This is a genomic window from Bradyrhizobium lablabi, assembly GCF_018131005.1.
Lineage (GTDB): Bacteria > Pseudomonadota > Alphaproteobacteria > Rhizobiales > Xanthobacteraceae > Bradyrhizobium > Bradyrhizobium lablabi_D.
Genome location: NZ_JAFCJK010000004.1, coordinates 377,438 through 400,858, shown reverse-complemented (window position 1 = coordinate 400,858; position 23,421 = coordinate 377,438). Strand labels below are relative to the sequence as shown.

20 protein-coding genes are annotated in these 23,421 nt (G+C 63.5%); 6 read left to right on the top strand and 14 right to left on the bottom strand.

The genetic code is table 11. From position 1 onward, the window contains the following. Positions 1-184: 184 nt before the first annotated feature. From JQ553_RS14885 to JQ553_RS14875, 3 genes are all read left to right on the top strand, one after another. Positions 185-1,408, top strand: a complete 1,224-nt coding sequence (locus tag JQ553_RS14885; RefSeq protein ID WP_212500703.1) for a cytochrome P450 — start codon at positions 185-187, stop codon at positions 1,406-1,408. 123 nt (positions 1,409-1,531) lie between these two features. Then, on the top strand, positions 1,532-2,746 hold the full coding sequence (gene rocD / locus JQ553_RS14880; protein WP_212500702.1) for an ornithine--oxo-acid transaminase: 1,215 nt from the start codon (positions 1,532-1,534) through the stop codon (positions 2,744-2,746). Positions 2,747-3,047: 301 nt separating this feature from the next. Next, positions 3,048-3,725, top strand: a complete 678-nt coding sequence (locus tag JQ553_RS14875) for a potassium channel family protein (protein WP_212500701.1) — start codon at positions 3,048-3,050, stop codon at positions 3,723-3,725. A gap of 54 nt (positions 3,726-3,779) precedes the next feature. On the opposite strand, the gene JQ553_RS14870 is transcribed toward JQ553_RS14875, so the two are convergent. From JQ553_RS14870 to JQ553_RS14830, 9 genes are all read right to left on the bottom strand, one after another. Then, positions 3,780-4,643, bottom strand: coding sequence for a sugar phosphate isomerase/epimerase (locus JQ553_RS14870; RefSeq protein ID WP_212500700.1), 864 nt, complete (start codon positions 4,641-4,643; stop codon positions 3,780-3,782). Beyond that, a complete protein-coding gene (locus JQ553_RS14865; RefSeq protein ID WP_212500699.1) occupies positions 4,643-5,836 on the bottom strand; it encodes a dihydrodipicolinate synthase family protein in 1,194 nt (397 codons plus the stop codon). Before JQ553_RS14865 ends, JQ553_RS14870 begins: the two co-directional genes overlap by 1 nt. Positions 5,837-5,854: 18 nt before the next feature. After that, positions 5,855-7,006: a Gfo/Idh/MocA family protein gene (locus tag JQ553_RS14860; RefSeq protein ID WP_212500698.1), complete on the bottom strand. Its 1,152-nt coding sequence runs from the start codon at positions 7,004-7,006 to the stop codon at positions 5,855-5,857. Then, a complete protein-coding gene (locus tag JQ553_RS14855; protein WP_212500697.1) occupies positions 7,003-8,406 on the bottom strand; it encodes a hypothetical protein in 1,404 nt (467 codons plus the stop codon). The genes JQ553_RS14860 and JQ553_RS14855 overlap by 4 nt, the downstream gene beginning before the upstream one ends. A 12-nt stretch (positions 8,407-8,418) precedes the next feature. Beyond that, on the bottom strand, positions 8,419-9,252 hold the full coding sequence (locus JQ553_RS14850; RefSeq protein ID WP_409363064.1) for an ABC transporter ATP-binding protein: 834 nt from the start codon (positions 9,250-9,252) through the stop codon (positions 8,419-8,421). A 159-nt stretch (positions 9,253-9,411) separates the two neighbouring features. Further along, positions 9,412-10,410, bottom strand: coding sequence for an ABC transporter substrate-binding protein (locus tag JQ553_RS14845; RefSeq protein WP_409363067.1), 999 nt, complete (start codon positions 10,408-10,410; stop codon positions 9,412-9,414). A gap of 168 nt (positions 10,411-10,578) precedes the next feature. Then, the gene (locus JQ553_RS14840) at positions 10,579-11,388 is read right to left on the bottom strand and encodes an ABC transporter permease (protein WP_212500694.1); all 810 of its coding nucleotides are present in this window, start codon (positions 11,386-11,388) and stop codon (positions 10,579-10,581) included. Positions 11,389-11,600: 212 nt separating this feature from the next. Beyond that, complete coding sequence (locus JQ553_RS14835) at positions 11,601-12,308, bottom strand: TetR/AcrR family transcriptional regulator (RefSeq protein ID WP_212500693.1); 708 nt, start codon at positions 12,306-12,308, stop codon at positions 11,601-11,603. A 753-nt stretch (positions 12,309-13,061) separates the two neighbouring features. Further along, a complete protein-coding gene (locus JQ553_RS14830) occupies positions 13,062-13,910 on the bottom strand; it encodes a VOC family protein (RefSeq protein WP_212500933.1) in 849 nt (282 codons plus the stop codon). A gap of 223 nt (positions 13,911-14,133) precedes the next feature. Between JQ553_RS14830 and JQ553_RS14825 the strand changes: the two genes are divergently transcribed. Together JQ553_RS14825 and rbsK are read left to right on the top strand one after the other, a co-directional pair. Then, on the top strand, positions 14,134-15,027 hold the full coding sequence (locus JQ553_RS14825; protein WP_212500692.1) for a sugar kinase: 894 nt from the start codon (positions 14,134-14,136) through the stop codon (positions 15,025-15,027). 79 nt (positions 15,028-15,106) lie between these two features. Then, on the top strand, positions 15,107-16,015 hold the full coding sequence (gene rbsK, locus JQ553_RS14820) for a ribokinase (protein ID WP_212500691.1): 909 nt from the start codon (positions 15,107-15,109) through the stop codon (positions 16,013-16,015). Between the two features lie 33 nt (positions 16,016-16,048). Here the strand turns inward: rbsK and JQ553_RS14815 are convergent, their stop codons facing one another. Continuing rightward, positions 16,049-17,269, bottom strand: coding sequence for an NAD(P)/FAD-dependent oxidoreductase (locus tag JQ553_RS14815; RefSeq protein ID WP_212500690.1), 1,221 nt, complete (start codon positions 17,267-17,269; stop codon positions 16,049-16,051). A 259-nt stretch (positions 17,270-17,528) separates the two neighbouring features. Between JQ553_RS14815 and JQ553_RS14810 the strand changes: the two genes are divergently transcribed. Then, positions 17,529-18,326 (top strand): enoyl-CoA hydratase/isomerase family protein, encoded by a 798-nt coding sequence (locus JQ553_RS14810; RefSeq protein WP_212500689.1) that lies wholly within the window; start codon positions 17,529-17,531, stop codon positions 18,324-18,326. 81 nt (positions 18,327-18,407) lie between these two features. On the opposite strand, the gene JQ553_RS14805 is transcribed toward JQ553_RS14810, so the two are convergent. The 4 genes from JQ553_RS14805 to JQ553_RS14790 form a co-directional block, all read right to left on the bottom strand. Continuing rightward, entirely contained in the window at positions 18,408-19,748 is a 1,341-nt protein-coding gene (locus JQ553_RS14805) for a TRAP transporter large permease (protein WP_212500688.1), read from the bottom strand. After that, positions 19,745-20,320: a TRAP transporter small permease gene (locus JQ553_RS14800; RefSeq protein WP_212500687.1), complete on the bottom strand. Its 576-nt coding sequence runs from the start codon at positions 20,318-20,320 to the stop codon at positions 19,745-19,747. Before JQ553_RS14800 ends, JQ553_RS14805 begins: the two co-directional genes overlap by 4 nt. Positions 20,321-20,392: 72 nt before the next feature. Next, entirely contained in the window at positions 20,393-21,394 is a 1,002-nt protein-coding gene (locus JQ553_RS14795; RefSeq protein WP_249144279.1) for a TRAP transporter substrate-binding protein, read from the bottom strand. Between the two features lie 152 nt (positions 21,395-21,546). After that, the gene (locus tag JQ553_RS14790; protein WP_212500686.1) at positions 21,547-23,250 is read right to left on the bottom strand and encodes an IlvD/Edd family dehydratase; all 1,704 of its coding nucleotides are present in this window, start codon (positions 23,248-23,250) and stop codon (positions 21,547-21,549) included. Positions 23,251-23,421: the final 171 nt, after the last annotated feature.

The following is a 23,421-nucleotide window of genomic DNA, read 5'->3' as shown; positions in this document are numbered from 1 at the left end:
TTGGCGGAATGTAGATGGGCCGGCGCCCTTCATCAAAGCGCAAAACCGCATATGGCTCTGCGATTTTCTCCCAGCGCAGGCTTGCGATACGCGTCCTCGGCGCGCGCGGCGAATTGGGTTGCGCGCCGGCGGCCCTGGGCTTACGATAGTTGCAGATGAAACTAATCAGGCTTGGGCATCCGGCATGACTGTGCACGCACGAGAGCTGGCTGACGGTTTCGACCTGGAACACCTGACGGCGGAGTTTTACGCCAACCCCTACCCCACCTATCGTGCTCTCCGCGAGAACATGCCGGTCAAGCGGATGCCGAACGGCTCCTATTTCCTGACCCGCTATGACGATCTTGTCACCGCCTACAAGAACACCAGGGCGTTCTCATCAGACAAGCGGAAGGAGTTTCTGCCCAAATACGGCGACTCCCTGCTCTACGAGCACCATACGACAAGCCTCGTCTTCAACGATCCGCCGGCGCACACGCGGGTGCGGCGGCTGATCATGGGCGCATTGTCGCCGCGGGCGATCGCGGGGCTGGAACCGACCTTGATCGCGCTGGTCGACGGCCTGCTCGACCGAATCGCCGCAAAGGAGCGCTTCGACCTGATCGGCGATTTTGCCGCCGCAATTCCCGTCGAGGTGATCGGAAACCTGCTTGATGTACCGCGTGACGAGCGCGAGCCGTTGCGTGACTGGTCGCTCGCAATCCTGGGGGCGCTCGAGCCCGTGATCGGCAAGGAGGCGTTCGACCGCGGCAACACGGCCGTCAAGGACTTCCTCGCATATCTCGAAACCCTGGTCGAACGCCGCCGCGCCAGGCCGGGCAACCCCGAGCGCGATGTGCTGACGCGGCTGATCCAGGGGGAGGACAATGGCGAACGGCTGAGCGCGAAGGAGCTCTTGCACAACTGCATCTTTCTGCTCAACGCAGGGCACGAGACCACGACCAATCTGATCGGCAACGGCCTTGTGACGCTGCTGGACTATCCCGAGCAGAAGGCGCGTCTGATCGCGGATTCCGAGTTGATCAAAACCGCGGTCGAGGAGATGCTGCGATATGAAAGCTCGAACCAGCTCGGCAACCGCATGATCGTGGAAGAGACCGAGCTTGGCGACATCAAGATGCCGCCGGGCACACCAGTGACGCTATGCATCGGCGCCGCCAACCGGGATCCCGCGCAATTCGCCAATCCCGAAAGCTTCGACGTCGCGCGCGCGCCGAACCGCCATCTCGCCTTCGGCACCGGCGCGCATCAATGCGCCGGGATGGCGCTGGCGCGGCTCGAAGGCGCGGTCGCGATCTCGCGGTTCCTCCATCGCTTCCCGGATTATGCGCTCGCGGGCGAGCCGGTGCGTGGCGGCCGCGTCCGCTTCCGCGGCTTTCTCAGCGTGCCCTGCAGCATCAACGCATAGGCCGCCTTTCGGCGCGAATTTTAGGCCGCGACAACACTTCCCTGTGGACGGACGAATGCCCAAATCAACGGGCAGGCGCAAGTTGGTGTAATCTTCAGGGACGCTGCCGCGGAGGTGACGCGGATGAGTTCGTCGGTCGCTGATTTCGTCGCAACCGAAGCGCGCTTCGGCACTTACAATTACGAGCCGATCGGGGTCGTCCTGTCCCGCGGCGAAGGCGTTTGGGTGTGGGATACCGACGGCAACCGGTATCTCGACTGCCTCTCGGCCTATTCGGCGGTGAGCCAGGGCCACTGCCATCCGAAGATCCTGGCAGCGATGATCGAGCAGGCGCGCCGGCTGACGCTGACATCGCGCGCCTTTCACAACGACCAGCTCGCTCCCTTCTACCGCGAGCTCGCCGAACTGACGGGCTCGCACAAGGTGCTGCCGATGAACAGCGGCGCCGAGGCGGTGGAAAGCGCGATCAAGTCGGTGCGCAAATGGGCCTACGAAGTGAAGGGCGTGCCGGACGGACAGGCCGAGATCATCGTCTGCGCCAACAATTTCCATGGACGCACGCTCGGCATCGTCGGCTTCTCGACCGATCCGGGCACGCGCGAGCATTTCGGACCCTTCGCGCCGGGCTTCAAGATTATCCCGTTCGGCGATGCGGCGGCGCTTGAGCAGGCGATCACGCCGAACACCGCAGCCTTCCTGGTCGAGCCGATCCAGGGCGAGGCCGGCGTCGTCATTCCCCCGCCGGGCTATTTCGCGCGCGTGCGCGAGCTCTGCAGCGCGCACAATGTGATGCTGGTGCTCGACGAGATCCAGACCGGGCTCGGGCGCACCGGCAAACTGCTCGCCGAGCAGCACGAAGGCATCGAGGCCGACGTGACGCTGCTCGGCAAGGCGCTGTCGGGCGGCTTTTATCCGGTGTCGGCGGTGCTTTCCAACAACGCCGTGCTTGGCACATTGCGACCCGGCCAGCACGGTTCGACGTTCGGCGGCAACCCGCTCGCCTGCGCGGTGGCGCGGGCGGCGCTGCGCGTGCTGGTCGAGGAAGGCATGATCGAGAACGCGGCGCAACAGGGCGCGCGCTTTCTCGCAGGACTGCAGGACATCCGCGCCAACATCATCCGCGAGGTGCGCGGGCGCGGATTGATGCTGGCGGTCGAGCTTCACCCCGAGGCCGGCGGCGCTCGCCGCTATTGCACGGCCCTGCAGGCGCGCGGCGTGCTCGCCAAGGACACCCACGAAAACACCATCCGCATCGCTCCGCCGCTGGTGATCACGGCCGACCAGGTCGACTGGGCGCTGGATCGGATTGCGCCGACCCTGACGCATGATCTTTCCTGACGACTCGTTGCGTCGGCTCAACGCCGGCCGGCGGTAAACAGCGAACGATTCCGCCGCCAGTGCGGCCAAGCTGATCGAGCCCGCGCCGGACGAATTCGATGCCACGCCGAGCGGCGAACAGAAGGCGCGCTTCAACACGTTTGGGTCGCGAGCCCCTGAGGGCCCGCGCGCTCGTGATCCGGACCGCCGGGCGATACCGCCCGACGCCAGCGCCGCCGTCTTGCCTTTGTGACTGCCGCGCATCAATGTTTGGCGCGGCACCGGCGTTACGGACCGCAGGGCAGGAAAGAAGCGTGACTGGATGAGCATCGATCAACTGCGCGAACGCTGGGGCGATTCGTTGCTCACCGCCCTCACGATCCTGATGCTGATCATGATGTTCGTGGTGGCGCCGTTGCAGGCGCTCGGTCTGTTCGAGTTCCAGATTTTCGAGCTCTTGCTCGCGCTGGTCCTGGTCGGCGGCGTCTTCCTGATGTCAGGCAGCGCGCTCGCGGTTATCGCGATGCTGGTCGCGCTCGTCATGATCGTCACGGGCGCGGTCCTGAGGTTGCGCTCGCCTTCGATCCTCGACCTCAATCTGTTCGCCGGCGCCTGGCTGCTCGTCGGCATTACCATGGCCGTGACAGTGGCGCGCGCGACATTCGCGCCGGGACGCATCACCTATCATCGTGTGGTCGGCGCGGTCCTGCTCTATCTCACGGTCGCCATAATCTTCTCGGCGCTGTACACGTTTATTGGCACGCTGGCGCCTGACGCCTTTCCCGGCATGAAGGTGGAGGACAGCCCGGCGCTGGCGAGCAGGGTCATCTATTTCAGTTTTGCCACGCTCACGACGACCGGTTATGGCGACGTCGCGCCGCTGCATCCGATCGCGCGCAGCCTGTGCAATCTCGAGGCGATCTTCGGCCAGCTCTATCCGGCAACGCTCTTGGCGCGGCTCGTCACGCTGCAGATCGAGCATCGGGATGAGGAGTCGTGACAGACCATGGGGCGAAGGCGCGCGCTTCGCTTTGCCTTGCCCTCTCCGCGAGCCTCAAACAATCGTCCGGTGCCGTTCGATGCAGGTCTGCAGGACCGCATCCATTGGCCTGCCCCACCAGTCATTCGAAAAGATCTCGATCTCCGAATAGCCGGCAAAACCCTCTGCCTCGACGGCCGAGCGGATCGACCTGATATCGATCACGCCATCGCCCATCATGCCGCGGTCGTTGAGGATATCCTTGGTCGGCACCAGCCAGTCGCAGACATGGAACGCAAGCAGGCGTCTGCTTCCGGCGCGCGAAATTTGGCCCAGCAGCTCCGGATCCCACCAGATGTGATAGACGTCGAGCGCGACGCCGAGCGCGCCGGTGCCGGCGGGGTCGAGCGCGTCGCAGATGTCGAGCGCCTGCCTCGTCGTGTTCACACAGGCGCGGTCGGCGGCATAGGCCGGATGCAGCGGCTCGATCGCGAGCGGCAGCTTGGCTTGTTTCGCATAGTCCAGCATCTCGGCGATGCCGTCGTGCACCTGGCTGCGCGCCGCTGCGATATTCTTCGACGCCGCGCTGCCCGGCCGCGAATATTGTGGCAGGCCGCCGACCACGAGCACGATGCAGGGTGCCCCGAGCGCGCTCGCTTCATCCACCGCGCGGCGGTTGTCGTCGCGCGCCGCGCCGCGATGCGCGCCATCTGCCGTGAACATGCCGCCGCGGCAATAGCCTGACAGATCGAGCCCGGCGTCGCGCACCGCGCGCACGGCGCGCTCGAGCCCGACGGCGGCGACCTGGTCCCGCCAGGGATCGATGGCGCGGATGCCGTGACGCGCGCAGGCTTCGATGATCTCAATGAGATTGCCCTGCTTGCGGACCGTCGCAGTGTTCAGCGACAGCCAGCGATGATCGTTCGAGAAATCACGCATCAGGCGTCAATGCCGCGCGTGGCAAGCCACGTCGTCATCCGACGGGTCGCGAGTTCCGGATTGGCCAGCAATCCGGCCCTGTCGGCGAGGCGGAACAGTTCGGCGAGATGCAGGGTCGAGCGTGCGCTCTCCTGGCCACCAACCATCGTGAAATGATCCTGGTGGCCGTTGAGATAGGCCATGAAGACGATGCCGGTCTTGTAGAAGCGCGTCGGCGCCTTGAAGATGTGGCGAGACAGCGGCACCGTCGGGCCCAGCACGTCGTGGAAGCCGGCCTCGTCGCCCGCGGCGAGTCGCGACAACGCATAGGACGCCACCGGCGCGATCGCATCGAAGATGCCAAGCAGCGCGTGCGAATATCCCTTGTCGTCGCCGGCGATCAGTTCGGCATAGTTGAAGTCGTCGCCGGTATACATCCTGACGCGCGCATCGAGCCGCCGGCGCATGTCAATCTCGCGCTGCTTGTCGAGCAGCGACACCTTCACGCCGTCGACCTTGGCCGCATTGGCGTTGATGATCGCAACGGCCGTATCCATCGCCTCGTCGAGCTCGGCGGTGCCCCAATAGCCGGCCAGCGCCGGATCAAACATGTCGCCAAGCCAGTGGATGATCACGGGCTCGCGGACCTGCGACAATACGCGGTTGTAAACATCGGCGTAATCCTCCGCGCTACGGCCGAGCTTTGCGAGCGCCCGCGACGCCATCAGGATGATGCGGCCTCCGGCCTTCTCGACCGCGGCTATCTGCTCCTCATAGGCCCGGATCACGTCGTCGATCGACCTGGCGTCCTCCACCGCGAGGTGATCGGTCCCCGCGCCGGAGAACACCAACGCATTGCCTCTCGTCTTCGCGGCCTTCACCGAGCGCTCGATCAATTCCAGCGAGGTTTTCCAGTCGAGCCCCATGCCGCGCTGCGCGGTGTCCATGGCTTCGGCGACGCCGAGCCCGAGGTCCCAGACATGTTCGCGGAACGCGATCGTCCTGTCCCAGTCGATCGCAGCACCGAGCCACGGATCGACGTCGGCGCGCGGATCGGCCACCACATGCGCGGCAGAAAACGCCACGCGATTGAGCGTGCCCTCGAGTTTCGCCGGGAAGGACCGCGACGTCGCCAGGCGATAGGTCTCGACGCCTCCATCGGCGGTCGGCAGCTTCAACTGATAAGAAGACATCGGCAGGATTGGCTTGTTCATGGCTGTCGTCCTGCTACCTCATGGGTTGATCGGGGCGACGTCAATCCAGCGCCGCTCCTTCCAGCTCTTCAGCGCGCATTCAGCGAGCTGCACGCCCTTCGCGCCTTCAAGCAGCGTGTATTTGTAGGGCGCGTCCTCGCAGACGTGGCGGATGAACATTTCCCACTGCTCCTTGAAGCCATTGTCGTAAACGACGTTGTCGGGCAGCTTCTGCCAGTCGGAATAGAAATCATGCAGCCGCTTCTCGTCCGGATTCCACACCGGCCGCGGCGTCGCCTGGCGCGCCTGGATCATGCAGTCGGTGAGCCCCGCGACCGCCGAGCCATGGGTGCCGTCGACCTGGAAGGTGACGAGGTCGTCGCGATAGACGCGCGTGACCCAGCTCATGTTGATGTGGGCGATCACGCCACCCTTGAGCCTGAAAGTCGCGTATGCGGAATCGTCTGCAGTCGCCTTGTAGGGCTTGCCCTTCTCGTCATAACGCTCGGGAATGTCTGTGGTGCCGATGCAGCTCACGCTCTCGACCTCCCCGAACAGATTGTCGAGCACGTAGCGCCAGTGGCAGACCATGTCCAAAATGATGCCGCCGCCGTCCTCGGCGCGGTAGTTCCAGGACGGCCGCTGCGCTTCCTGCCAGCCGCCCTCGAACACCCAATAGCCGAACTCGCCGCGCACCGAGAGCATGCGCCCGAAAAAGCCGGAATCGCGCAGGAAGGCGAGCTTCTTCAGGCCCGGCAAAAACAGCTTGTCCTGCACCGTGCCGTGCTTGAGGCCTTTCGCGTTGGCGAGCTTCACCACCGCGACCGCCTCCTCCAGATTGGTCGCGATCGGCTTCTCGCAATAGACATGCTTGCCGGCATTGATCGCCTTCGTCAGCAGCGAGGGACGTGCCTGCGTCGTCGCGGCGTCGAAGAACACGGTGTCGCCCTTGTCAGCGAGCGCCCGGTCGAGGTCGGTGGTGGAGCGTGTAATGTCGAAGCGCTTTGCCAGCGCTGCGACCTTCTCGGCATCGCGGCCGACCAGGATCGGATCTGGCATGATGCGATCGCCGTTCGACAGCAGCACCCCGCCTTGTTCGCGGATCGCGACGATCGAGCGGATCAGATGCTGGTTGAGCCCCATCCGGCCGGTGACGCCATTCATGATCAGGCCGAGGCGTTTGGTCGTCATACTGCTTGCTCCTGGAAAACTCGTGGTGTTGGCCGCTGCAACGGCTGCATGCTGGACCAATCCGGATGGACCGAACTGGCAAAGCCCGGTGCGGTCAGCGATCCCGTCAGGAGATCGCCGTCATGGATGGCGAGGCGGACCGTGCCGCCGTCGCGCCTGTAGAGATCGGAGTGGGCCGCGAGGAAGGCGTCGGCCTCCCCGGCCGGCGTCCCGGCAAATCCGTCGACATAATGATGACCGTTGCGCTCGGCATGGCCGACACCGATCAGCGCGCCAAGCGCGAGGTCCTGCTGCACCGCGAGCCCGGGCTGGCAGGTCAGATCCTCGCCGCTGACAAAATACTCAGCTCCATCGGCGCTCCATTTCGCCGCGCGCGCCGCGTTGACGATCGACTTGTAGAGGCCTTTGCACGACTTCGACGAAATGCCGCGGTAGCCCAGCGCGCGTGCCGCCGGGAATGCATCGTAGGAGTCGTCGGCTTCGTCGATGATGAAACCACGCGCGGCCAGCCCGCCGAGCGCGGTCTGGCGCGTGATATCGCGCGGCATCGGCTGCTCGAAGTAGAGAAGCCTGGACGCGATCGGCGCCAGCGCGCGGTCATGATCGAGCCGGTCGATAAGCGCGCTCAGCGCGGAGAGATCGGCATACTGCTCATTGGCGTCGAGCGTCACCTTGTAGCCATAGGGCAGCGTCGCGAGCTCCTGGCCGATCCGCGTCAGCCGGTCCGCGTCATGCGCGGGATCGCCGTTCAGCTTGAGCTTGAAGTAGCGCGCGCCGGCATTCTCCCTTGGATCGGCAACGCCGCCCTCGCCATCGATCCGGTCGTCCATTCCGACCGTGTGCCTGACGGCAACGCGATCCAGCCGCTTGCGATCGGCGAGAAAGCGCGCGATCTCGGTGTCGCCGAGATCCGGCGACAGTCGCGCGTCGATGCCGGCGATATTTTGCGCCATGCCGTCGAAGAAGCCGACTCCAACCGCGCGTAGCAGCGCATCCAGAATCGCCTTGTCGATTTCCGCGGGCCCAAAGGCCGCGGCGAGCGGCGGGATGTCGTCCTTGGCGCAGGCCGCCGCCTGCGCGCCAATGCACTTCGCGTGCAGGCCGAACGCCGTGTCGAGGTCCTTCTCCGACAGATAGAGCTCGCGCGCGATCATCAGCGAGCGGCGGAGCTCCTCGATCGTGTCTTCCGGCGTCAGGTGCGGCCGCTTGTCGAACCACTTGGCCGCCAGCATTTCGGCGCTGGCTCCGATCGCGCTGCCTCTGCCCTCCACCTCGATCTCGGCCCGCACGAATATCTGGATTGCGGCATTGATCGTGACCGCGCCAAAGCGGAACGGCCGGGCAAAGGCGACCGGACGTTCGAAGAAGGCGATATCGCGAACAGCGAGGCGAAGCGGCATCGAAGGTCTGGCCTAGTCCAGTGTGCCCTGCGTGAAGAAATGCTTCCGGATCCGCTGCACCAGCTCGGTGAAGACGGGATCGGACATCGAATCCAGCGAACGCGGTCGCGGCAGCGGGACGTCGTAGATCGCGGCGATCGCGCCGGGCCGTTCGGTCATCACGAGCACGCGGTCAGCGAGAAACACCGCTTCCGGAATCGAGTGCGTGATCAAGAGCACCGTCTTGCCGGTCTCACGCTGGATCCGCATCAGCTCGACATTCATGCGCTCGCGCGTCATCGCGTCGAGCGCGCCGAAGGGCTCGTCCATCAGCATGATCTTGGGATCGTGCACCAGGGCGCGGCAGATCGAGGCGCGCTGCTGCATGCCGCCGGAGAGCTGCCAGGGCAGCTTCTTCTCAAAACCCTCGAGCCCGACCAGCTTCAAGAGCTCCCTGGCGCGGGCTCGATACTTGTCCCGCGGCAGCTGTTTCATGTCGATCGGCAGCATCACGTTGGAGAGGATGTTCCGCCAGGGCAGGAGCAGCGCGTTCTGGAACACGATGCCGACATTGCCATGCGGCTTTGTGACGGGCTCGCCATCGACCACGACTTCGCCCGTCGTCGGCGGCAACAGGCCCGAGATCATCTTGAGCAGCGTGGACTTGCCGCAGCCGGATGGACCGACCACGACAAAGAATTCGCCGTCATTGATGGTGAAGTCGAGCGGCCGCAGCGACGGCACATCGCCGTCGCGCGAACGATAGGTCTTCGACACGCCCGAAAGCTTTATGCCCGGCGCGGCGCCGGCTGCGCGGTCCGACACCAGGCGCAAATGTGCGCCTGGTTGATCCGCAACTGTCTTCATCGCCGATTTCATACAGTCTTATCCAATTGAACGCGTCTGTCGTCGTCATTGCGAGCGAGGCGAAGCAATCCATGTTTCCGCGAGTGGACAGATGGATTGCTTCTTCGCTTCAGCGCAAAATTGCTTTGCAATTTTGTCGCGAGCTCCCGGCAATGACGGTCATGAATCGCCCTTCGGCAGATAATCCTTGGTGTAGAAGGCCTTCGGATTGTCCTTCGCCTTGGCATCGAGGCCGCCATACTCGACCATCAGGTTGACCGTATCGGTCATGTTCTGGTCGGTGACCTGGAACGGCCGCTTGGCCTTGGTCTCGGCGGTGCGATAGAGCGGGATCGTCAGCTCAAAGCCTTGCGTCAGCGTGTCGATCTTGCCGCCCTTGGGGTTGGCGTCGAGAATCGATTGCGCCGCGGCCTTCGGGTCCTTCTCGGCGGCCTCCACCGCCTTGGTCGTGGCCGACATGAAACGGCGGACGAGGTCGGCATTAGCCTTCACATAGTCCGAATTCGCGATCATTCCTGACGAAACCATGTTGATGCCGTAATCGGCGAACTTGATCGGATAGACGTCCTTGCCGGTTGCGTCCTTGATCTTCATCGACTGGTCCATGACGTAGCCGAGGAGAAGATCGGCCTGGCCATTGATCACGGCGTTGAGCTTGGTCTGGCCGTCGCCGGCCACGGTGTGGAAATCACTTTCCTTCAGCCCGGTCTTCTTCAGGAACAGCGGCCAGATCTGCGTCATCGAGTCAGCCGGCGTGATCGCAACCGTCTTGCCCTTGATGTCCTCGGGCTTCCTGATGTTCTTGTCGACAAAGCCCATCGCCGACATCGGACTCGTCTGCAGCAGCACGCCGGTCGCGACCACGGGCGCGCCCTTCACCGCAGCGCGCATCATGGTGGGCACGTCGACATAGCCGAAATCGGCGGTCTTGGCCGCAACCGCCTGCGTCGTGGCGGCCGAGCCGCGGCCTTCCTGGATCTCGAGGTCGATACCCTCAGCCGCATAGATTCCCTTGGCCTTGCCGTAATAGAACGGCGCGTGCTCGCCGTAGACGTACCAGTTCAGCATCAGCACGACCTTGTCCGCGGCGGAAGCCGGCGCCACGGCGAGCGCGGTCCAGGCCAGTGTCGCCAAAGCTGCAGTGATCAATCGCATCAGATAGTCCTCCCGTTATTGTTTTTCGTCATTGCTAGCGAAGCGAGGCAATCCATGACGCAACGCATGGTGACATGGATTGCCTCGTCGGCTTTAGCGCAAATTGCTTTGCAATTCTGTCGCGAGCTCCTTGCAGTGACGGCTGCTCTTTCTTCTTTCTACGCAATAAACCTACGAAGCGAAAATGATGTCGTCGCGCTGGCTGACGTGCCAGGGGATCACAAGCCGCTCGATGCGGTCCACGATCCAGAACAGAACCACGCCGAGCAGCGCGAGGATCACCAGCGCGGCGAACATCGTCGGCAGGTCAAAGGTGCCGATCGAGCGCTGCATCACGTAGCCGATGCCGGAATTGGACCCGACGAACTCGCCGACAACAGCGCCGACCACGGCCAGCGTCACCGACACTTTCAGACCGGAAAAGATCGCCGGCATCGCATGCGGCAGGTTTACCGCTCGGAACACCTGAAAACGGCTGCCTTGCATTGCGCGCGCGAGATCGACCATGTCGGGATCGACAGACTTGAAGCCCTGCACCGCGGAGACGACCACCGGAAAGAAGCCGAGCAGGAATGCCGAAATCACCTTCGGGATGATGCCGAATCCGAACCACACCACGAATAGCGGCGCGATCGCGATCTTCGGCACTGACTGCGAGAACACCAGCAGCGGATAGACGTAGCTCTCCACCGTCTTCGAGCCCGCAATCAGCATCGCGACGGGAATGCCGAACACTGCGGAGAGCAGAAAGCCGCAGATCGTCGCGTAGGTCGTCGGCCAGGATTGCCGCAGCAGCTCCGGCCAGTCGGTCTTCAGCACCGCGACGACATCGCCAGGCGACGGGATCTGATAGGCTGGAATATGGAACAGTCTGATCGCGAGGTCCCATGCAGCCACGATAACAACCAGAAACAGGAAAGGCCGCACCCACGCCGCGTTCAGCACCTTTGATAAACCCGACGGGCTCTTCGCCTCCGCCACGCTCCACTCCCTTGCACCTTGCTCTATTCGGCGCGAAAATTAACCCGTTGGATAAATACTGTCCAGCCCCTCCCTTGCGGCAAATGCGCGTCGCGAATTCGCAGTTTCGCAGAATGAAAATTACCGCCGACTGTCCCCGCAGACTTTATGCAGGGTTACGCGGTGGCTTCGCCGCGCCACTCCTTGCAATGATGCTCGCGGCAGGCCGGAACTCACACCACCGGCTGTTCCGCCGACTGCCGTGCGGGCGCCTTCGCCCTGCCGAACACGGCTGTGGATTCGCCGGTCAGCGCGGCCAGCACCAGTGCGATCATGTGCGCAAGGCGCTCGTCGCGCGCGTCCTTCTTCAGAAGGTCGCGGCCGAAGATCACGCTCAGCGTGGCGCTGTTGGAGAGATAGAAGAATGCGAGTGCGGCGATCGAAATGTAGAGCTGCACCGGATCGACCGCGACGCGGAAGTCGCCCCTCGCGACACCGCGCGTCACCACGGTGCGGATCATCTCGACAAAGGGCGAGTGCATCGACTTGACCTTGGTCGAGCGCTTCAGGTGTTTTGCTTTAGCGAGGTTTTCCGTGTTGAGCAGCGCCAGGAACTCGGGGTTGCGCAGGAAGTAGTTCCAGGTGAAATCGATCAGGCAGGCGATCGCCTCGGGCGGATCGAGATGTTCGAGAGCGAGCGTACGCTCCTCGGCTCGGATTTTCTCATAGGCGCCCTCCAGCACCTCGAGATAGAGATCCTCCTTGTTGCCGACATGATAATAGAGCATGCGCTTGTTGGCGCCGGCCTTGGCCGCGATACGGTCGACGCGCGCGCCCGCGAGCCCGTGTGCGGAAAATTCCTGCTTTGCCGCATCGAGGATGCGCTGCCGCATCCCCTCGGGGTCGCGCTGCCATTTCAGAATTCGTTTTGCCTTGGCCAAGATCGATCGCTCAGTGATGCCTGATCGACAACCGTAGCACGACACGCAACGTTTGAGAACGAATGTTGTCGTGACAGTTTGCGCGGTGTTGCCGTCCGCGCGTCATTCCGAATTCGCGCCAGGAGGCACTGCATCAAGTGAGGACATGCACGATCACTGATTTGCCCGACAAGGCAAGCCGTCGCACGAGAAATATTCCGCTTCCGGATTCGCCCAAATCAGCGGTTTAATCCGCCCGTCTCACCCGATTGAGGGGCGCTTCGCCATCGTCACGGGTGTTGGGTTGAGATGCGGTGGACGCTGCGGCACACGAGGCGAACGTGCCAAGGCGGACGGCGAAGTCGTGTGGTCCTGACGCCCCAATGGCTGGCGTTAAGTTGCTTGGGATTCGTTCTTTCGCAGCGACGGTGACAACCAAGCCCGGTCTCGCCGAGGAGAGCACGAAGTAAGCCGTAAAACCATCGCGCAGGGAAAGCCGGGTCGTTTCCGGTTACACCTGTGGTCCTACCCCCGTGCTTTTTGTTGCACGGGACCCATGGGTGCGATCGGCACCCGGCTTTCCCTGCGCCCTCACTCTTCAAGGAGGGACAACGATGATGCAAAGCTCGGACAAATGATGTCGCGAGAATGCCTAGTCACATCTTCGTTGGTGTTTGAATTGAATCGCGAATGCACCCTTCACCCGTTTTATCCTCCCCGAAGGGGCGAGACGAGCGAATCTCTCCTTCGAGGAGCAGAGAGCGCGAAGCTACCTCACATCCCCTTCGCTTGCGATGGCTGCACCAGCAGCGTCGGGACGCCGCAAGTGCCGGTGCGGACCGTCATCACGCGGGTGCCGGGTTTGCGGCCGGTGCGCACCTCGGAGACGTCGACGCCGGCGGCAGCCAGCCGCGCCCAAGTGGCGTCGATGTCGGCGACGCGCCAGCATACGCCGCGCAGCCGGTCCGGCGCGTCCGCTTCCGCGTCGCCCGGCTTGTGGGTGACCTCGACGATCAGATCGCCGCAGCGGAAGAACATCAGCCGGCCCCAATCCGGATGCGAGCGGTCGAGCGCCATGTCGAGCGCGAGCCGCGCGCCGTAGAGCGCTGCGGCGCGCTCGGGGTCGGCAGTTGAGACGACCACATGGTCCATCGCGGTGATCGAAGCCGTCGTGGTGCGCACCGACAAGGGCCGCTCCTTCTCCCGCTCGAGAAAGAACATGCGTACGCCGCGCGTTGCATCGGTCGCAGTGCGCGTTCGCTTCCACGACAGCGTCGCGCCGCTCATGTCGTCACGACTCTCGACCTCCACCACAGGCTCGGGATTCAGAGTCAGCCGATCGAGCCGGCGGTGCATTTTCGCGATGTCATGGGTGCGGAAGCAGAGGCTCGCGAGCCCCTCGCCCTGCGTCGCCAGCGCGCCGCGGATGCGTTGCGCAGCCGCATCGTCCCCACGCGGGGCCATCAATTCCAGCGTGGTGTTGTCGAGGGTGAACAGCACCCGCTCCGCGCCATCGCCACTGTTGCGCCAGGCGGGCGCCCGCGCAAACAGTGTCTCATAGGCGGCCGCGCCGGCTGCGATGTCGCCGGTCAGGACGACGATGTGATCAAGACCGGTAATCATGGTCACCTCCTTGAATCTGCGCATGTTGTCTTTTCCGTCCGGGCCGCCGGGGAACCGCGAACAGCCGCTGGTCGTTATTGCGGAACGATCTTCGGCCCCTTCGGTCCCTTCATCTCTAACGGCAAACCACGCAGGGTTGCGAATAATTTCAGCGAACTCGGCAGATCGGCAGTGCTAGTCTGGATCGCCGGCCGGGACCACCCCAACCCACGACGGAAAGCGAATGCAGGCTCTCTTCATCGGACAGACCTATATCGACGTCACCTTCCTCACTGACCGCATGCCGACCGGCGACGAGAAACACGTCGCCGACGCCTATGCGGTCTCGTTCGGCGGCAACGCCGTGACGGCGGCCTTTTGCTGCGCCAAGCTCGGCATCGTGCCAGACCTGGTCGCCACCATGGCCAACGACTGGCTCGGCCGGATGTTCTGGGACATGGCCGCGAAGTACGCAATCTCGGTCCATCCGCGCAAGGTTAACTCCTCCTCGCTCTCCTTCATCATGCCCAATGACGGCAAGCGCGCGATCGTACGCTGCCGCGACGACCAGCACATCCATCCCTTTCCGCTGCTCAACCTGAAGGGCTGCCGCGCGCTGCATGTCGACGGCCACCAGCCGGATGCGGCGATCCACTACGCAAAACTCTGTCGCGAGGACGGCATCCTGACCTCGCTCGACGGCGGCGGCCTGCGCACCAACACCCATGAGTTGCTCGAATTCATCGATGTCGCGATTGTCGCCGAGCGTCTCTGCGAGCAGATGGACAAGACGCCGGAAGGCATGCTCGACTATCTCAGGAGCCGTGGCTGCCGGGTCGGCGGTGTCACCATGGGTGAGCGCGGCCTGCTCTGGTATGACGAGGCGGGCGCAGTGCGCACCCTGCCGGCGCTGCCGATTTCGCGAGAGCGCGTCATCGACACCAACGGCGCCGGCGACGTTTTCCACGGCGCATACGTCTATTCGTATCTCGCCAACCCCGCCAAAGGCTGGCACGAGCATTTTGAGTTCGCGCGCGCGGCCTCGACCTATAAGATCCAGAAGCTCGGCAACGAGGCAGGCCTGCCGACGCTCGCCAATATCGAGGCGATCAGCAAAGAGTTTCAGGTCAAGGCCTGACCGGAAGAGCGTGATCCGGAAAAATGGAGGCCGGTTTTCCGAGAGGGATCGTGCTCGACAAAACAGGGGGAAAACAGGGATGGGGCACGTTTTCGTCGCTGGCAGCATCAACATGGACGTGGTTGCGACGGCCGAGCGTCATCCGCGGATCGGCGAGACCGTTGCCGGCGACGCCGTGCTCTATTTCCCCGGCGGCAAGGGCGCCAACCAGGCGGTGGCGACAGCCAAGCTCGGGGTACCGACCACGCTGATCGGCCGGCTCGGCACAGATGCATTCGGACAAGAGTTGAGGACGTTCCTCACCGCCCAAGGCGTCGATCTTGCCTTGGTCAAGGACACCCCCGGAACGCATTCCGGTACCGCGATCATCACCATCGCCGATGCCGACAACACCATCGTGGTCGTGCCCGGCGCCAACGCGCTGGTCAGTGCGGATGATGTGGCAGCGGCCGTATTTGCCAAGGGCGATGTCGCGGTCAGCCAGTTCGAAATCCCGCTACCGACGATCGCAGCCTTCTTCAAGCGTGCTCGCGCGGCCGGCGTCACCACGATTCTCAATTCGGCGCCGGCGAAGCAAGCCGATGCAGAGTTGCTTGATCTCGTCGATATCCTGATCCTCAACGAGACCGAGCTCGGTTTTCTCACCGGAACGGAGCTCTCCGACAGCGACGAACCCGCGCGCTTTGCGGAAGCGGCGCGCGCCTTCACGCGGGACAAGATCGTCTGCGTCACGCTCGGCAAGCGCGGCGTGCTGGCACTCGTCGAGCGGCGACCGCTGCTCGTACCCGGCCGCGAGGTGAAAGCGATCGACACGACCGGCGCCGGCGATTGCTTCGTTGGCGCGCTCGCCTCGCAGCTCGCCGGCGGAAAACCGCTGCGCGATGCGCTCGCCTACGCCAACGCGGCCGCCTCGATTTGCGTGCAGCGGATGGGCGCCGCACCGTCGATGCCGACGGCGAAGGATGTGGAGGATGTGCTCGTCGCGTAGGGTGGGCGCCACGGTGTTGCCCACCCTCCAAATTTACCTTAGCGCGCTCTTCAGATCGAAGCTCGGGTCAGCCGCTTGCTCCGGCGTGATCGAGCCCCCTGCGCCAAGCAGCCTGCGGCCGAACATATGATCGCCGGCGCGATTGACGGACTCGATGCCGAGCAGCCTGTCGCCCTTGTAGCAGAAGGCGGAGAACTGTCCCTGTGCGCGGTCGCCGCGCACCACGACACGGTCGTAGCCCGTGGTGAGTCCGGCCATCTGCAGCTTGTCGGGACCCTGGTCGCTCCAGAACCACGGCATGCCATCATAGACCTCGGTCTTTCCGGTCAGGCGCGATGCGACGCAGCGCGCATGGTCGGTAGCGTTCTGCACCGATTCCAGCCGCAGCGATCCGCCGAAGCGCTTGCTGGTATAGAGCGCGCAGTCGCCGATCGCGGAGACGTGGGGATCGGCGGTTGCCAGATATTCGTCAACGATGATGCCGGACGCGACAGGCAGCCCGGCCCCGGCGGCGAGTTCGACGTTCGGCAGCACGCCGACACCGACGACGACGAGATCGGTCGGGATATGCGTGCCGTTGCTCAGGCTGACGCCGACGACTTTTGCGCCGTCAGCCTCGATACCCGTCACCTGGACGCCGAGGTGAATGCGGATTCCAGCCGCGGTATGGCGGGACTGCGAGAATTCGGAAATCTCCGCGGTCACGGCGCGCGCCATCACGCGCGTGGCGAGTTCGACGACGTCGACTTCGAGCCCCTTGGCGCGCGCAGTGGCGGCGAATTCGAGCCCGATGAAACCGGCGCCGATCACGACGACGCGCTTGCCGGGAGTGATCACCTGCCGCAGCGCCTCGCTCTCGTCGAGTGTGCGCAAGTAGCGCACCGATTCCAGCTCCGCGTTGGGAATATCGAGCAGCCGGTTCCGCGCACCGGTCGCGAACACCAGATGGCCGTAGTCGAGCAAGGCGCCGGAGGCGAGTTCGACCTTACGCGCGACGCGGTCGATCGCGATGGCGCGATCGGTAGTGAGCTCGATCGTGTTGTCCTGATAGAACTTGCTTGGACGAAACATCAGGCTGTCGGGCCCGCCGGTTCCCTTGAGATAGGCCTTCGACAAAGGCGGCCGCTGATAGGGCAGATGTCCTTCATCATTGATCAGCGCGATGCGCTCGGCGAAGCCGTTTTGGCGCAACGACGCGGCGAGTTGGAAGCCGGCATGCCCGGCGCCCACGATGATGACTGCGCTCTTTGTCATCGGAACAACCCAAATACGAGCGTGCAGGAGTGACCCATGCCGTTTTCCTCTCCGCCGATGTTAGCTTGCTTGCCCCGTCCCCACAGCGCTCGTGTCCGCGTACCGAAGGCGTGTCCATTTGGCCTCATGGCTCGGCCCAAGGCAAGGGGGTCCCGTTCAAATCGGGAAGGACAAACGCCGCGCTTGACATCGCAGGCTCGATTGCCACCTCTTCCGTCAGTGCCTTAGATGCCGAAAGCATCCAGCCCGAGGTTTTCGCATGCCCGCACCCGCCATCCCCCCTGCCGGTGACCCCGCCCTGCTCCGGATCGACGGTCCCGTCGCGACCATGACGCTGAACCGGCCCGCCGCCTTCAATGCGATCGACCTGTCGATCGCAAAGAAGCTCGAACAGCTCGGCGCGGAGGTCGAAGCCAACAAGGATATCCGCGTGCTCGTCATCGAGGGTGAAGGCCGCGCGTTCTGCGCCGGCGGCGACCTGCAGACGATCGGCGCGGCCGCCGAAGCCAACAACATCGCACCCGTGGTCGGCGAGATGCTGCAGCACTATCACGCCTTCATCGCCGCGCTGCGGCGGATGCCGAAGCTCGTGCTGGCGAGCGTCCACGGCTCGGCCGCCGGCGCTGGCCTGTCGCTGGCCTTCGTCGCCGATCTCTGCATCGCCGCGGAGGATGCCCGCTTCACCCCGGCCTATGCCAAGATCGGCGTCTCGCCCGACGGCGGCGGCACGGTCGGCCTTGCCGCCAGCGTCGGTCCGCGCCGCGCACTGCAGATCTTCCTCGCCGAGGACAGCTTTACCGCCCAACAGGCCCAGCAATGGGGTCTCGTCGCCAAGGTGGTGCCCGCCGCCGAACTGAAGGCGGCGACCCGCGACTTCGCGCTTCGGCTTGCGCAGAACGCACCGGGCGGACTCGCGGCCACCAAGGCGCTGATCCATCAGGCGCCGACTACGCCGATCGAAGCCCAGCTCGACGCCGAACGCGACGCCATCATCGGCTGCATGAACACCGAGGAGTTCCGCGTCGCGGTGAAAAAGTTTACGAACAAATCGAAATAGGCGGCGCCCGATAGCGTTTTCGAGCGAAGTGGATACCGGTTCGCGTGAAGAAAACGCGTCCAATCAGAATCGATAATGCTTCTAATTCGGACAGATGTAACCGGTGCCGCCCGGCGCCTTGAAGCAGCCGACCGATTCCGGGATCACCTGCTTGGGCAGCCACAGCACGACCTTCGGGAAATAGATCGTGAAGGTGATGGTGACCAGGAACACGACATAGATCGGCAGCGCCGCGCGCAGCGCCTTCGCAAAACTGATGCCGACGAATTTCGACGCCATCAGCAGCACGAGCCCGTAGGGCGGCGTGATCAAGCCGAAGGCAAGGGTTGCGATCAGCACCACGCCCATATGGACGCCGTTGATGTCGCCAGCCTGGGTCAGCGCGTTCACCAGCGGCATGAAGATGATGATGGTCGGCACTGGCTCGATGAAGTCGCCGACCACGGTGAAGAGCAGCACCATCAACAGCATGATGAGGTGCGGATCGTTGCCGGCGATCGAGGTGATCCAGTCGGCGATGTAGATCGCGCCGCGCAGATACGCCAGCATCCAGCCGAATGCATTGGCGGCGCCGATCGTGATCAGCGGCAGCGAGAAGATCAGGCCGGCGAGGCAGAAGTCGTACGGAATCTTCTTGAGGTGCCCGCGATTCAGCGCAGGAATCACGACGATGATGATCCAGGCCACCGCCACCACGCCGGCTTCCGTCGGCGTGAACCAGCCGGTGAGGATGCCGCCGAGCAGGATCACCGGGATCATCAGCGGCAACGCCGCGTCACCCGCAGCGAAGGCGATCTGCCGAAGCGGCGCCCGCGGCTTGCGCAGGCCGGAGGGCCCGAAGAAGTAGCAGAAGATCATCAGCCCAAAGCCGATCATCAACCCGGGCACCACGCCCGCCATGAACAGGCCGGCGATCGAGACGTTGCCGACCGCCCCGTAGACGACCGCCGTGATGCTCGGCGGCACCAGCGCGGCGATGGTCGAGGCGGAGGCGATGATCGCTGCAATGAAGGCCGGTTCATAGCCTTCCCGCTTCATCGGTCCGCCGAGCGCCCGGCTCATCACCGCGACGTCGGCAGTGGTCGAACCCGACATTTCCGAGAAGAACATGCTGAAAACCACGACGACCTGCGACAGCCCGCCCCTGATATGGCCAACGAGCGATATTGAGAGATTGGCGATGCGGACCACGACGTTCGCCGAGCTCATGAGCTCGCCGACCAGGAGGAAGAACGGGATCGCCAGCAGCGCCTCGGAATCGACGCCATCAAAGATCTTCTGGATGATCGCGGCTAGCGACACATCTGCAAGCAGTGCGCCGATGAAGACGCCGGCCATCAGTGAGAAGGGCACGGGCACGCCGAGATAGCCGAAGAACAGGAAGCAGAACGACATCAACCCAAGGATGATGGGTGCGCTCACGGCTGCGCTCCCCCCCGTACGTCAGAGGGGATTGCGAGATCCTCATCCGGTGGTTCGGGATGGTCAAAGCCGTTGCGGATGCCGTTGACGAGTTGCTCGATCGTAAACAGGCCGATCAGGATGCCGGACAGCGGGATCACGGCATACAGCGAGGCGATCGGCGTTCCCGACGGCAGGCGGAAACTGCCGAAGCCGCGGAGGTAGTTGAGATAGCCATACCAGATCAGGCAGAACGCTACGCCCAGCACCGCAATGCGGATCACGATCTCGACGATCAGTCGCGGTGTGCCATGCATCGCTTCCGAGATGGCGGTGAGATAGAGGTGGTCATTGCGCCGCGTCGCGGCCGCGGTACCGATGAAGATCGCGTAGATGAACAGCGTCGAGGTCACCTCCTGCAGCCACAGCCAGGGATGGCCGATTGTGCGGGTGACGATGTCAGCGGTGACGGAAAGCGAGAAGCCGAAGCACAGCAGGCCGCAAAGCACCATCAGGATGCCTTCGAGCCGGTCGAGCGATCGCCATTTCAGATGCCGCTGCCGCTGCAGCACCAGTCTGTCGGCGATGGCCATTGTCACTCCAAAGGCAGGTTTGTCAGGACGATTGCCCCTCATCCTGAGGAGCGGCTGCCTCACCATGAGGAACTAGTTGATCGAGCGGATCAGATCCTTGACCTTCACCGCATGCGGGCCGAGCTCCTTCGCCAGCTTGTCGAGATAGGGGTCGGCGACCGCGGTAAAACTCTTCTTGTCGACGTCGCCGACGATCTTGACTCCGATCGACTTGAGCTTGGCGGCAGCGGTCCTTTCGAGCTCAAAGGCCTTGGCCGGCTCCTTGGCGCTGATCTCGTTCGCTGCCGTTTGCACCCATTGCTTCTGTTCGGCCGAGAGGCTCTGCCAGAGCTTGTCCGAGACGAATACCAGTGCGTTGTTGGCCTCGTGCTCGGTGATGTTCAGCACCGGCGCCACCTCGTAGTGCTTGTTGACGAGGTAGACGTTGATGCTGTTCTCGGCGACGTCGACCACACCTGTTTGCAGAGAGGTGTAAACGCTGCCGAACGGCATATGCACGGTCTGCGCACCGTAGGCGGGGAACATGGTGTCCTCGGTCGCAGTCGCCTGCACACGGACCTTCAGCCCCTTGATGTCGCCGACGTTGTGGATTTCCTTCTTGCTGTACATGTGCCGCACACCTTGCGAGCCGGTCGCGATCACGTGCAGGCCCTGCGTGGTCTCGTCGATCATTGTCTTGAGCGCTTCGAACACCCTGGGGTCGGCCAATCCCTTGATCACGTGATTTTCGTCGCGGAACAGGAAGTGCAGCGACATGACGCCGGCCTGCGGCGAGATCGTCGCAGTGTTGGCCGAGGAGATGATCGAAAACTCGACGTCGCCGGACTTCACGAGCTGCAGGACCTGCGGCTCCTGGCCGAGCTGAGCGCCGGGATATTGATCGATGATCATGGTGCCTTTGCTCAATTCCTTGAGCTTGTCGGCAAACAGATCGCCGGCGATCGAATAGCCGGTGTTGCGCGGCTGGTCGTAGGCAAAGCGATAGTGCTTGACCTCTTGCGCTCCTGCGCTTGCGGGCAGCAGCAATGCTGCCCCGGCAAAGGCTGCCCGGATGATCTTGGCTGGATTGCCCATCGTGACCCCTCCCCTGTTTTTCATTGCCGCGATCATCCCATCAGTTCTGCGGGATTGTCAATAAAACAAGGGGATACGCCTGCGGTGGCGCTCAGAAAGCCGATGCACTGCGGCAATTATCGATAATTCGGCCGTTCGGGAAAAGGCGTCGCCTATTTTCCTTTGGCGCGCATGAAATCGAAATCGCAGCCTTCGTCGGCCTGCAGGATCGTTTCGTTGAAGAGATGCGCGTAGCCGCGCCTGGCCCATTCAGGGGTTTTCGCGGGCGGCAGATCGGCGCGGCGCCTCTGCAGTTCAGCCTCATCGACCAGCAGATCAATACTGCGCTTCTGCACATCGAGCCGGATCATGTCGCCGCTCCTCACCAGCGCCAGCGGACCGCCTACGGCGGACTCCGGCGTAATGTGCAGCACGATGGTACCGAACGCGGTGCCGCTCATCCGCGCGTCCGAGATGCGCACCATGTCCTTCACGCCGGCGCGCGCGAGTTTTTTTGGGATCGGCAGATAGCCTGCTTCCGGCATGCCCGGAGCCCCCCTGGGACCGGCATTGCGCAGCACCAGCACGTCGTCGGCAGTAACCTCCAGCGCAGGATCATCGACGCGCAGCGTCATGTCCTCGATCGATTCAAACACCACGGCACGGCCGGTATGTTGCAGCAGCTTCGGGCTCGCCGCCGACTGCTTGATCACGGCGCCGCGCGGCGCGAGGTTGCCATGCAGGATGGCCATCGCGCCTTGGGACTTGATCGGATCGGCCGTCGAACGGATCGCGTCCTGCCCCGGCACTTCCTCAGCAGCCGCAACGACGTCGCGCAGCGTCTGGCCGGTGATGGTCCTGGCGTCGAGATCGATGAGGTTGCCAAGCTGCGCCATCAGCTTCGGCACGCCTCCGGCATGATGGAAATGCTCCATGTAATGTTCGCCCGACGGCTTCAGGTCGACCAGCACCGGCACCTCGCGCCCGAGTTTGTCGAAGGCCTCAAGGTCGATCCTATACGACGTGCGGTTGGCGATCGCAGTCAGGTGAATGAGGCCGTTAGTCGACCCGCCGATCGCCTGCATGACGACCTGAGCGTTGCGGAACGAGCCAGGGGTCAGGATCTCGCTCGGCTTCGGCCCCTTCGACTTCGCCATCGCGGCGGCAACGCGGCCGCTTGCCTCCGCGGATCGAAACCGCTCAGCATGGGGCGCCGGAATCGTGGCACTCATCGGCAGCGACAGGCCAAGCGCCTCGGTGACGCAGGCCATCGTGGACGCCGTGCCCATCACCATGCAGGTGCCGACCGACGGCGCGAGACGGCCGTTCACTGCCTCGATCTCGTTGTCGTCGATCTCACCCGCGCGATACTTGGCCCACAACCTGCGGCAATCGGTACAGGCGCCGAGCACCTCGCCCTTGTGATGGCCAACCACCATCGGCCCGACCGGGATCACGACAGTCGGCAGATCGGCGCTGACGGCCGCCATGATCTGCGCCGGCAAGGTCTTGTCGCAGCCGCCGATCACGACGATCGCATCCATCGGCTGGGCGCGGATCATCTCCTCCGTATCCATCGCCATCAGGTTGCGCAAATACATCGAGGTCGGATGCGCAAAGCTTTCGGCAATCGAAATGGTGGGGAATACAAACGGCATCGCGCCGCTCAACATGACGCCCCGCTTCACCGCTTCGATGATCTGCGGCACGTTACCGTGGCAGGGATTGTAGTCGCTATAGGTGTTGGTGATGCCGACGATAGGTCGGTTGAGCGCATCGTCCGAATATCCCATCGCCTTGATGAAAGCCTTGCGCAGGAACAGCGAGAAGCCAGCGTCGCCATAGCTCGTCAGTCCCTTGCGAAGTCCTTCGGCCATTTTCTTGTTTCCTGTGGTTGTCCGCCCGCACTTAAGGAGCGGAGGGAATTATTGTCAATATGAGATAATCCGACGCCAGAATTTGGCCTGCCTGCGGCGAAATCGCACCCATTATTGACAATGACCTTCGCACCATGTTGACGTCAGGTGCCGATTTCACAGTGAACGCGA